At 35.5% G+C, this 11741-nt stretch carries 10 protein-coding genes and 2 tRNA genes; 3 read left to right on the top strand and 9 right to left on the bottom strand.

Annotated features, from left to right (window positions below):
• Positions 1-35: 35 nt before the first annotated feature.
• Entirely contained in the window at positions 36-1685 is a 1650-nt protein-coding gene (gene gldJ / locus WBG21_RS01995; RefSeq protein WP_340074277.1) for a gliding motility lipoprotein GldJ, read from the top strand.
• A 62-nt stretch (positions 1686-1747) separates the two neighbouring features.
• Positions 1748-3022, top strand: a complete 1275-nt coding sequence (locus WBG21_RS01990) for a UDP-N-acetylmuramoyl-tripeptide--D-alanyl-D-alanine ligase (RefSeq protein WP_340074275.1) — start codon at positions 1748-1750, stop codon at positions 3020-3022.
• Positions 3023-3025: 3 nt separating this feature from the next.
• On the opposite strand, the gene WBG21_RS01985 is transcribed toward WBG21_RS01990, so the two are convergent.
• The 8 genes from WBG21_RS01985 to WBG21_RS01950 form a co-directional block, all read right to left on the bottom strand.
• Positions 3026-3100: transfer RNA gene (locus tag WBG21_RS01985), tRNA-Val, on the bottom strand.
• Positions 3101-3148: 48 nt separating this feature from the next.
• Positions 3149-3223, bottom strand: a tRNA-Val gene (locus WBG21_RS01980).
• 68 nt (positions 3224-3291) lie between these two features.
• Entirely contained in the window at positions 3292-4503 is a 1212-nt protein-coding gene (locus tag WBG21_RS01975; RefSeq protein ID WP_340074273.1) for a bifunctional folylpolyglutamate synthase/dihydrofolate synthase, read from the bottom strand.
• A gap of 6 nt (positions 4504-4509) precedes the next feature.
• Positions 4510-5316 carry an energy transducer TonB gene (locus tag WBG21_RS01970; protein WP_340074271.1) on the bottom strand — a complete coding sequence of 269 codons (807 nt, stop codon included), beginning with the start codon at positions 5314-5316 and terminating at the stop codon, positions 4510-4512.
• A gap of 4 nt (positions 5317-5320) precedes the next feature.
• On the bottom strand, positions 5321-5707 hold the full coding sequence (locus WBG21_RS01965; protein WP_340074269.1) for an ExbD/TolR family protein: 387 nt from the start codon (positions 5705-5707) through the stop codon (positions 5321-5323).
• Between the two features lies 1 nt (position 5708).
• On the bottom strand, positions 5709-6398 hold the full coding sequence (locus tag WBG21_RS01960; RefSeq protein WP_340074267.1) for a MotA/TolQ/ExbB proton channel family protein: 690 nt from the start codon (positions 6396-6398) through the stop codon (positions 5709-5711).
• A gap of 48 nt (positions 6399-6446) precedes the next feature.
• Positions 6447-7781 carry a sodium:proton antiporter NhaD gene (nhaD, locus tag WBG21_RS01955; protein ID WP_340074265.1) on the bottom strand — a complete coding sequence of 445 codons (1335 nt, stop codon included), beginning with the start codon at positions 7779-7781 and terminating at the stop codon, positions 6447-6449.
• A 20-nt stretch (positions 7782-7801) separates the two neighbouring features.
• Positions 7802-9028: a Glu/Leu/Phe/Val dehydrogenase dimerization domain-containing protein gene (locus tag WBG21_RS01950; protein ID WP_340074263.1), complete on the bottom strand. Its 1227-nt coding sequence runs from the start codon at positions 9026-9028 to the stop codon at positions 7802-7804.
• 213 nt (positions 9029-9241) lie between these two features.
• On the opposite strand from WBG21_RS01950, the gene WBG21_RS01945 reads away from it, so the two are divergent.
• On the top strand, positions 9242-10384 hold the full coding sequence (locus WBG21_RS01945; protein ID WP_340074261.1) for an acyl-CoA dehydrogenase: 1143 nt from the start codon (positions 9242-9244) through the stop codon (positions 10382-10384).
• Between the two features lie 35 nt (positions 10385-10419).
• Here the strand turns inward: WBG21_RS01945 and WBG21_RS01940 are convergent, their stop codons facing one another.
• On the bottom strand, positions 10420-11655 hold the full coding sequence (locus WBG21_RS01940) for an acyloxyacyl hydrolase (protein WP_340074259.1): 1236 nt from the start codon (positions 11653-11655) through the stop codon (positions 10420-10422).
• Positions 11656-11741 lie beyond the last annotated feature (86 nt).

Below are 11741 nucleotides of genomic sequence, written 5' to 3'. Positions count from 1 at the left end.
TGCGCCAAAAATATAGATACTCAAATCTTAACTCTATGAAAATAGATGCTATCAAAGCTTTTTTACTGCTGTTTATAGCAGTTTTAGGATTAACAGGGTGTAAAAACACCTCCTCAAAAAATACTTCAAGAGCAACCGGCTGGCAAATCAATGCACGAGAGGGCGGGTTTCAGTACAACACAAATTTTAAGGAGCAGGAAACAGCTCCGGGTCTTGTATTTATAGAAGGAGGTACTTTTACCAAGGGACGTGTTCAAGACGATGTAATGCATGATTGGAACAATACCCCTACACAACAGCATATACAATCCTTCTATATAGATGAAACAGAAGTTACTAATGTAATGTACCTCGAGTTCCTTGATTATCTAAAAAGTGTTTACCCTCCTGATGACCCGAAATATACAAACATCTATTATGGTGCGCTTCCGGATACTTTAGTATGGCGGAATCGGTTAGGGTATAATGAAGTAATGACCAATAATTACTTACGTCACCCAGCTTATGCAGAATATCCTGTTGTAGGGGTTAATTGGGTACAGGCTACACAATTTAGTGAGTGGAGAACTGATCGTGTTAATGAATTAATTCTTGAAAGAGAAGGCTATATTGAAAGAGGCACCAAATATGCTGTTGTTCAAGGTGAAGTAGATGGTACATTCAGTACCGCTGCTTACATAAATAATCCGGAATCTGTATATGGAGGAGAAATCGACTCATTGCAAGGAAGGGCAAAAAGAGACTCTGTAAATGTTTTTGCTAAAAGAAAAAGCGGTGTTCTATTACCAGAATACAGACTCCCTACAGAAACCGAATGGGAGTATGCAGCATTGGGACTTGTAGGTGAAAGAGAATATAATAACTACAGAGGAAAGAAAAAGTACCCATGGGAAGGTCGTTATACAAGGTCGGGGAAAAGAGCTATAAGAGGTGATCAATTGGCTAATTTTAAACAGGGAAAAGGAGATTATGGAGGAATTGCAGGTTGGTCTGATGATGGTGCTGATGTTACCGCCCCTGTTAAATCATACCCACCTAACGATTATGGGCTATACGATATGGCAGGAAATGTAGCCGAATGGGTTGCTGATGTATACCGACCTATTGTAGATGATGAAGCTAATGATTTTAACTACTACAGAGGCAATGTTTATACAAAACCTTCTATAGACAAAGACGGTAAAGTAGCCATAGTGGGTGAAGGAAATATTGTTTATGACACTTTAAGCAATGGCCGCATAGTTGCAAGGGATTTGCCTGGTGAAATAGCCATGGTACCAATTACAGAAGATGATGCTTATTTAAGGCCTAATTTTACAAAAAGTGACAACAGAGGATATAGAGATGGTGAATATGGTTCTACAAGATACTATGACCGGTTTAGAAATAATGATGATGACGATCCTAAAAACAGGAAGCGGATGTATAACTCACCAGATCATAAAGTAACTACTGATTCATTAGGGAACCTTATCAAAGAATACGATAAAGAAAAAAGAACAAGCCTTATTGATGACAATGTCCGGGTATATAAAGGAGGGTCTTGGAGAGACCGCGCCTATTGGTTAGACCCTGCTCAACGAAGATATCTCCCCGAGTATATGGCTACAGATTATATTGGGTTTAGATGTGCTATGTCTAGGGTAGGTTCTAAGTCCAAAAACAAAAAAAGGCCAAGAGGATAGTCATTTTTAAATACTATAAAAGAAGCTCCGATAATTTGGAGCTTTTTTAATACCTTTATTTTATGATGATTCAGGATTTATATACTCTTTTCCTAGACACAAGATCTGTTTGTACTGACACCCGAAAAATCGAAAAAAACTGTCTTTTCTTTGCTCTAAAAGGAACCAATTTTAATGGTAATCAATTTGCAAAGGAAGCTTTAAAAAAAGGAGCTTCTTATGCAATAGTTGACGAAAAAAAATATGAAGTTTCTGGAAAAACAATATTGGTAGATGATGTTCTAACGACATTGCAGAAACTTGCCAATTACCATAGAAAACAACTAAAAACCACTATTATTGCATTGACAGGCAGTAATGGAAAAACAACTACCAAAGAACTTATTAATTGTGTACTAAAAAGCAAATACAATACTATTGCTACCAAAGGGAATTTAAATAATCATATTGGTGTTCCATTAACTTTACTCTCTATTAAGTATAATATAGAAATTGCTATTGTAGAAATGGGGGCTAACCACCAAAAAGAAATTGCTTTTCTCTGTGAAATAACTTTCCCTGATTATGGCTGTATTACTAATTTTGGGAAAGCACACTTGGAAGGTTTTGGCGGGATAGAAGGTGTTATTAAAGGAAAAAGCGAATTATATGACCATCTCATTGAACAAAATAAGCACATTTTTTATAATACCGACGATCCTATACAAGTTGAAAAATTAAAAAATTACTCAAAAAAAATAAGTTACTCTAAGTCTGGAAAAGCTGATTATGTTATAGAATTTGTAGGTGCAAACCCTTTTGTTACCATAAAAGTTGGAGATACCTATATTAATTCTCAACTGATAGGATCATATAACTACAGTAATATTGCATTAGCAATTACTATCGGAATGTATTTTGATGTCCCGTTATCAGCGATCAAAAAAGCTGTGGAGAATTATATTCCTGCTAATAATCGCTCCCAAATACTTTATAAAAACTCTAATAAAATCATCTTAGATGCTTATAATGCTAACCCTACAAGCATGGTTGCTGCTTTTGATCATTTCTCAAACCTTCCTGATAAAAATAAAATTGCTTTCTTAGGTGATATGTTTGAACTAGGTGAAGATTCGAATAAGGAACACCAAGCCATCGTTGACATAGCTGAAAAAGCCCAAGGGATTAACGTGATCCTTATAGGAACCCATTTTTATAAAACAAATTCAACTCTAGAAAAATATAAAACGTTTAATGATTTAAGAAAAGGAATTGACAGAGAATCTATTAAAAATAGTACTATCCTCATAAAAGGCTCCAGAGGCATGGCCCTGGAAAGAATCCTGGATGTATTATGAATGTGGGTATTACAGGATTCGAACCTGTGACCCCTACCCTGTCAAGGTAGTGCTCTAAACCAACTGAGCTAAATACCCTATAAACAAAAATATAAAACCCTTGATTTTTCAAGGGTTTAGTAATCGTGGGCCCTGCTGGATTCGAACCAGCGACCCCCTGCTTGTAAGGCAGGTGCTCTGAACCAACTGAGCTAAGAGCCCCATTACATCATTAGCGGATGCAAATATAGAATAGTTATTCTTATAACCCAAAAATAAATTTTAAAAAGTTAAAGTGTTTCTGCTACTACAAAGTTACTCCCTCCAATAAAAATTAGATCATCTCTCTTAGCATTTCTTTTAGAGGCTGTGTAAGCTTCCAAGACAGTAGCATATTTATTGCCTTTAAGTTTATTTTGAACTGCCTTCCGATGAAGTTCATTAACGTCCAATCCCCTAGGAATATTAGGTTTACAAAAATAGTAGCTTGCACTTTTAGGAAATAAAGGAAGTATTTCATCCAACTCCTTTTCCTTTACAAACCCAAGAACGATATGTAGCTTGTCATATGTTTGTTCTTGTAATTGCTGCATTATTATTCCAATGCCTTCTTTATTATGGGCTACATCACATATAACCCTTGGAGCGATTCCCAATTGTTGCCACCTTCCTTCAATACTTGTGTTTTTCACAACATTTGATAACCCCTTTTTAATAGCTGAAAGTGTTACTTCAAAATCTTTTAATTGCTGAACCGTTGCTACTGCAGTTTTACTGTTCTTTTTTTGATAGTTCCCTAGCAAATCGGAACCATATTCTTTTTTTACTAATTCTTCTGCTAAAAAAACGGATGCATTCCTATCTTTTGCCACTTTTAAAAAAACAGGCATCGTTTCCTCTTGGTACTCTCCTATAACCACAGGGACTTCCTGTTTAAAGATTCCTGCTTTCTCCAAAGCAATTTGTTCAAGTGTATTCCCTAAAATTTCTTTATGATCATAGCCTATATTCGTAATTACAGCAACTTCTGGAATAATAATATTAGTTGAATCTAAACGACCTCCTAATCCGGTTTCAACAATAGCTATATCAACTTTTTCTTTAGCAAAATAATCAAAAGCCATACCTACGGTCATTTCAAAAAATGATAACTGATATTGTTCTAAAAACTGCTTATTGTTATCAATAAATTGAACTACAAACGCTTCTGGTATTTTTAGCCCATTAACTTTAATCCGCTCCCTGAAATCTTTTAAATGTGGTGATGTATATAATCCGGTTTTATAACCTGATTCTTGAAGTATGGAAGCTACCATATGACTCACAGAACCCTTCCCATTAGTACCTGCAACATGAATTGATTTAAATTTTTTCTCCGGATTGCCCATAAATTTTGAAAACCCCTGAATGTTATCCAGTTTATTTTTAAGAGCAGTTTTTCCTTGTTGTTGGTACATCGGCAATCGGCCAAACATCCAATCGAGGGTTTCTTTATAATTCATGGACAGTTATTCCCCTAACTTAAAATTAACTACCACAAAACCTATTTGTCGGTTAGGCGCTTTCGGGTCCGGGTTCCACTTGTGCAAAAAAGCGGTTTTCCTGGCAGGTTCTATCAGGCAGGGATGGTTATTTGTAGTTCCCTTTACACCCGGTATTGCACTCACTACGTCTCCATTTTTACTTACTTCAATCTTTACTACAACACTTCCCTCTTCATCACATTCTTGTTGAACTTTTCCCCTATTAACTAATGATCTTCCATTAAGGCCATACCCAACAGCACTCCCTGTAGACCCGTAATAATTATTGGCATAGGGATCTCCTTCCGGTTGACCCTTATCTCCACCAATAACATCATTTCCTTCACTTACAGAAGTTGTATTTTCACTATTGATGATACTTGAAAGGGCATCTGTAGTAATCTTTGAAGGCACCTGTTTTTCTTCTTTTTTTACTGCTTCCTTAATTTCATTTATCGAGGTTGCTTTTTTATTTTTCGTTTCATTAGGTATTACAACGGTTTCCTCTAGCTCATTTGCTAAAATTTTTTCCTGTTTTACCGTCTCTTTCACAACTTCTTTAATTTTTTCTTGAGGCTCCGATACCTTCTTTACTTTTTTTTGAACAATGGTTTTTGGAGGTTGTTTCCCTTTTCCTGTGTTCGTAGTGCCAAAATTAACCAAAATGCCTTTTTCCGGAGGAGGTTCTAAATACGCAAGGCCAACATAAAACAAAAGTATTAGCAACCCTAATAGCAAAAAACTAGTTAAGGTAAACGATTTTCGTTTATGTTTTGTATCGAAAAGTGACATAACGCTAATTTGGCCGGACTGCTAGAATCACCTTATAATTGTTCCTGTTAGCAATATCCATTACATTAACAGCATTCTCTATAGGAACACTTTCTTCTGCTCTTAGAATAATTGTAGGTTTATCTTGATTTTTTAGTTTTCTCTTGAGCTCAATTTCTAAAAAGTCCAAATTTACTTTTTGATTATCTATATAATAATCCAAATTTTTATTGATACTAACTGCTACATTTTGAACATTTGTTGATTTTCCCCGAGCCTTAGGTAATAACAAATCCAATGCATTAGGGGTGTTTGCTGTAAGCATAAAAAATACCAGCAGCAAAAACACAATGTCTGTCATAGATGACATACTGAAATCTGGAGAGATTTTATTTCTGCTTCGTAATTTCATATTACACAGGTTCGTTTAGCAAGTCTAAAAACTCTACAGCATTGGCTTCCATTTGATGGACTACCTTGTCTGTTCTGACTACCAAATGATTATATCCTATATAAGCTATAATCCCCACAATAAGTCCTGCTACAGTAGTAGTCATTGCTGTATAAATACCAGAAGCCAAAGAACCCATTTCAGCTTGACCGCCACTACTGGCCATCTGATGGAATGCAATGATCATACCGATTACTGTTCCTAAAAAACCGATCATAGGGGCTGCCCCGGCAACTGTAGCTAGTATACTGACATTCTTCTCTAGCTTGTAGACCTCAAGGGTTCCTGCATTTTCAATAGCTTTATTAATATCTTCTAGTGGTTTCCCTACCCGGGTTATCCCTTTTTCAATAAGTCGTGCCACCGGAGAATCTGTCTGGGCACATAGTAATCGAGCAGCATCTAACTTTCCATTAGATACATGATCTTTAATCTGGTTCATGAAATTTTTATCAATAGTAGAAGCTGCTTTAATAGCAAAAATACGTTCAAAGTATATATACAACGCAGCAAACAAAAGAACAAAAAGCACTGCTATAATTACAATACTTCCTGTTCCCCCACTAATTATTAAGTCTACTACTGATAATGTTTTTTCTTCTGTAAGTGTTTCTTCCAGTACTTCTTGAGTCACTTCTTGAAATAATACCATATGCTTTAGCTAAAAAGTTTACTGTATAACGCCTCACAGTATAGAAAATTATACATTCAATACAAAATCCCTGAGAAGTATAAAACCAATGGCTCCTGAAAGAAAACCTATTAACGCCAGCCAAGCTATTTTCCTAAGATACCAAAAGAAATCTATTTTCTCCATCCCCATGGCAACTACCCCAGCTGCAGAACCTATAATAAGCATACTTCCTCCTGTTCCTGCAGAATAGGCTATAAAATGCCATAAAGGACTATCAACTCCTTCAGAGAACATTCCCATACTGGCTGCTACTAATGGGACATTATCAATTACTGCAGAACCTACACCCAATAGGGACACCACGATATCTGTATTTGGTATTGTATTATTGAGCCCTTCTGCGAAATGGAATAACTGTCCTAATGACTCTAAAGCAGCCACTGCCATTAGGATCCCCAAGAAAAAAAGAATACTGGGAAGTTCTATCTTTGATAGTGATTTATGCACAGGTCCGTGATGACTGGCTTGATCACTTTCACTATCAATGTGAGAAACACTAAATTTTGTACCACTATATATTTCTGCAAATGCAGCAACTATAGCTAATGAAAGCATCATGCCTACGTATGGGGGTAAATGTGTAATGGTTTTGAACACAGGGACAAACACAATGGCTCCAAGACCTAAATATAGCATCACGGCCCCATATTTGGATTTAGCAGGCTGATTGTCTGAAGCATCATACGTTATTTCCCCGCTAAATGCTTTTAATCTGGAAGCTATAAAAGCAGGTACTACAAAGCATAGTACAGATGGTATAAACACATGTTCTATAAGTTGCATCGTTGTTACTTTCTTACCAATCCATAACATGGTAGTGGTTACATCCCCTATAGGCGACCACGCACCTCCGGCATTTGCTGCTATAATAATTAACCCTGCATACCATAATCGAGTTTCACGATCGGAAATAACCTTTTGCAGAATAGTAATTAGAACAATCGTTGCCGTAAGGTTATCTATAATCGCCGATAGTATAAACGCCAGTAAAGAAAATATCCATAATAACTTTTTCTTACTTTTTGTCCTTATGAAACTTTTAATCGTTGCAAACCCATCAAAATAATCTATAATTTCTACAATGGTCATAGCTCCCAACAGGAAAATCAATATCTCTGATGTTTTACCCAAATGATGAAGCAATACTCCTTCCAAATGCCCTGCCTCTAATTCTTTCAGCTCCGTATTAACTTCAAAAACTGGCATATGTGTTAATGCTATAATGGCCCACAATAATGCCATCATACCTAACGCCGGTATAAGCTTATCTATTTTTAGGTTATGTTCCAGTGTTATAGCAAGATATCCTAAAACGAATACAATAATTATAAGGGTTTCCATAGGTGTTAGTTAGTTTTATTTCATATTAACTGCTTCAATGCTATTTCAAAAGCAGTACTTGACATATTTATCTTTGATTTATTTTTATTATAAGTATTTAAAAGTGCTTTTTTGATTGTTTCCGACGTATCATTAAAAATAGCATCATCATCCATAGAAACACGTCGTTCCATAAAATATGCAAACACTCTTGCCATTCCACAGTTAGAAATAAAATCGGGAATAAGGCTTACCTGCTCATCTGTATGCTCCATTATAGGCCCAAAAAAGATTTCCTTATCAGCAAAAGGAACATTGGCACCACATGAAATTACTTCCAGCCCGGAAGCAATCATTTCATCAATCTGATCCTTAGTGATCAATCTAGACGCTGCACAAGGGGCAAAAATCTCTGTAGGCAAGCTCCATATACGATTATTCATTTCTTCAAAAGGAATCAGATGATCTGCAGCTAATGTATTTCCCTTTTTATTGAGAAAAAGCGATTTGATCTCTTCATAGGAGAAACCTTCTTCATTTATCAAACCACCAACAACATCTATAATTCCAACTATCCTTGCGCCCATTTGCGATAAGTAAAATGCTGCTGCTGCACCTACATTTCCAAAACCTTGAACAACTGCACGCTTCCCTTTTACCGAACCTCCATAGATATTATAATAATGCCTCACCGCTTCAGCAACTCCATAGCCCGTAATCATATCTGCAACAGTATATTTTTTTTGTATGTCCGGTGAATAGTGATTACTTTCAAGAACCTTTATAACCCCTAAACGCAATTGTCCAATCCTATTTATCTTGTCAGCCTCTGTAGGCTTAAAATGTCCATTAAAAACGCCCTCTTGAGGATGCCAAACACCACAATCTTCAGTAATAGGGATTACTTCATGGATTTCATCCACATTTAAATCGCCTCCTGTTCCATAATAGCTTTTTAATAATGGCGATACCGCTTTGTACCAACGCTGTAAAACTTCCCTTTTTCTGGGATCTTTAGGGTCGAAATTAATTCCGGATTTTGCACCGCCAATTGCAGGGCCAGACACCGTAAACTTCACCTCCATTGTTTTAGCTAGTGACATCACTTCATTCATGTTTAACCCCTTTCGCATTCGCGTACCGCCTCCAGCTGCTCCACCACGGAGTGAATTAATAACAGTCCATCCCTCAGCATCTGTTTCAGGGTCTTTCCAATTAAAAATAATTTCCGGAGGAGTATCCTCATACTTCTTGAGTAACTCTTTCATGTAGTAGTTTTTCTTCTGTCACAAATATAAAAATTAGTTTATAGGTTTCCTTTTTTATTTTCTTCGATTTCTATATATCTTTTTAATAAAAACCTTTTTGTTGGGTAAGGATGTTTTTCATATAACTCAAAATAACATATTCTCAATTGAAAAATTCACAATTAAAAGCTATATTTGGGCTCATTTTTTACGTTTTTTATAAAATACTAGTTTATGGATTTTAACCTTACCGAAGAGCAGTTAATGATTCAACAAGCTGCGAAGGATTTTGCTGAAAATGAATTACTATCAGGTGTCATCGAAAGAGATGAAAAACAACAATTTCCCACTGAACAAATTAAAAAAATGGGAGCACTTGGTTTTATGGGGATGATGGTTTCTCCTGACTATGGAGGTAGTGGCCTTGATACTGTATCATATGTCTTGGCAATGGAAGAAATTTCTAAAATAGATGCCTCTGCTTCAGTGGTAATGAGTGTCAATAATTCATTGGTATGCTGGGGATTAGAACATTATGGTACGGAAGCACAAAAAGAAAAATATTTAACTAGATTAGCTTCTGGAGAAATCTTAGGAGCATTTTGCCTTTCTGAACCTGAAGCAGGTAGTGATGCTACTTCACAAAAAACAACTGCCATAGATAAAGGTGATCATTATCTTTTAAATGGAACAAAAAACTGGATTACTAATGGAGGGACAGCCGAAGTATATTTAGTAATTGCTCAAACTGATATTGAAAAAGGACATAAGGGCATTAATGCTCTTATAGTTGAAAAAGGAATGCCCGGTTTTGAGATAGGACCTAAGGAACAAAAACTAGGAATTCGAGGAAGTGATACCCATTCCTTAATGTTTACTGATGTGAAAATACCCAAAGAAAATCGAATTGGTGAAGACGGTTTTGGATTCAAATTTGCGATGAAAACATTAGCAGGTGGGCGAATTGGAATTGCTGCACAAGCTTTAGGAATTGCATCAGGAGCATATAAACTAGCTAAAGAATATTCAAAAATAAGAAAGGCTTTCGGAACTGAAATATGCAATCATCAGGCTATTGCTTTTAAATTAGCAGATATGCATACTCAAATCGAAGCAGCTCGTCATCTAGTGTTGAAAGCTGCTTGGGAAAAAGACAATGGTAAAAATTACGACTTGTCTGGTGCTATTGCTAAATTATATGCTTCACAAGTGGCTATGGAAACAACTGTAGAAGCTGTTCAAATTCATGGAGGAAACGGATATGTAAAAGAATACCATGTAGAACGGTTAATGCGTGATGCCAAAATCACCCAAATTTATGAGGGCACCTCAGAGATACAAAAAATTGTTATTTCCAGAAGTATTTTAAGGGGTTAAATTAATAATACAGTAGAGGCTCAATAAATAAAAAGCTAAAACGTTCTTCCTATATTAATCATTAACGGAATAGCAACGCCAGCATTTTCAGTAAACAGATTACCATTTGAATAATGCATGATCTTAAGCTCTATATTTAAACGTCTCTTCTTCCCTACAAATGCCCCTATCCCCATGAAATCTTGATAGGTCAAATTAGGCCCTGTTTCAAATCCATCAATATTCTTTTTAGAAATGTATGCAGGCCCAATAACAGAATAATTTAAATACATATCTAATAGACTTTTTCGTAACACATAAAACCTCAATACAGGAAAAACCGATAATGCAAAAACATTTGTATTTGTGTCAATAGTTTGAAATCCCGTAATACTTACTCCCCAATCCAACGAAAATGTTTTTTTAGTATGAAAAGCCGTTTGCTGATATGATATCATAAAAGTATTAGCTGCTCTTGAGTCACCATGCCAAAATATAGGAATACCAAAACTATCAAAATTGCCTATTTTGGCATCCATTGAAAAAAACCTGTTAGCAAAAAACCCTATTGAGCTACTCCCATAACCTACTTGGATAAACCGCTTTGGGAAAAAATAACCTGAATCTCCAGTATATTCTTTAGCTTGTTCTTTTGGTATCTGTTTTAGGTTATATAACAGTCCTACTGTTTGCTGAAAAATATATGGTTGGTTATGCTTTGTAGATGACGGTACATACATACTATTTAACAAAAAATCCCACTTTTTATTTAAAGTATATTTAATTCCAGCACCAAAAACTGGTGTTATGTAATGAGCATCAGGATAAACAACATCATCTCCAACAGAAAAACCTACCCTAGTCAAATTTCCCAAGCCTGCTTCTCCGTAAATAGAAAGTCTGTTATTAAAATTAAGATACCTTTTTAGCGATAATGACCATATATTAATCCATACACTTCTTTCAATAGCTCTCCCATTTATATTTTTATATTTTACCCACGCAGCAGGGCGTGTAACCCCAAATTGAATTGCTAAATCTTCATTGAATTTATATCCTAACAAAAAACGGCCAGAAAAAGGATTAAGTCTTATGTCATCAGAACTATATCCTTCAGCCAAATGTGTATTAGAAAAAGGATAAAAAATACCTCCAAGATTAAAGTTAAAATAAGTTTTAGATAGAAATGGAGAAAATTGAGCTAAAAGCTTTTCATCATTAACTTGTGAAAATCCTACAGTCAAAAAAAATAAAGTAATTGGTATGGTAATTTTTAGGGCTTTTTTACACATATCAAGATTTTGTGTAAATATAAATTAATCTCTTTTAAAATAGCCAATAAAAAAAGCACTTATTTGTTTAAATAAGTGCTTTTAAA

The organism is Leptobacterium meishanense (assembly GCF_037645805.1).
Taxonomy (GTDB): Bacteria; Bacteroidota; Bacteroidia; order Flavobacteriales; family Flavobacteriaceae; genus Leptobacterium_A; species Leptobacterium_A meishanense.
The sequence above is the reverse complement of the archived record's forward strand: the minus strand, read 5'-3'. Positions and strand labels throughout refer to the sequence as shown.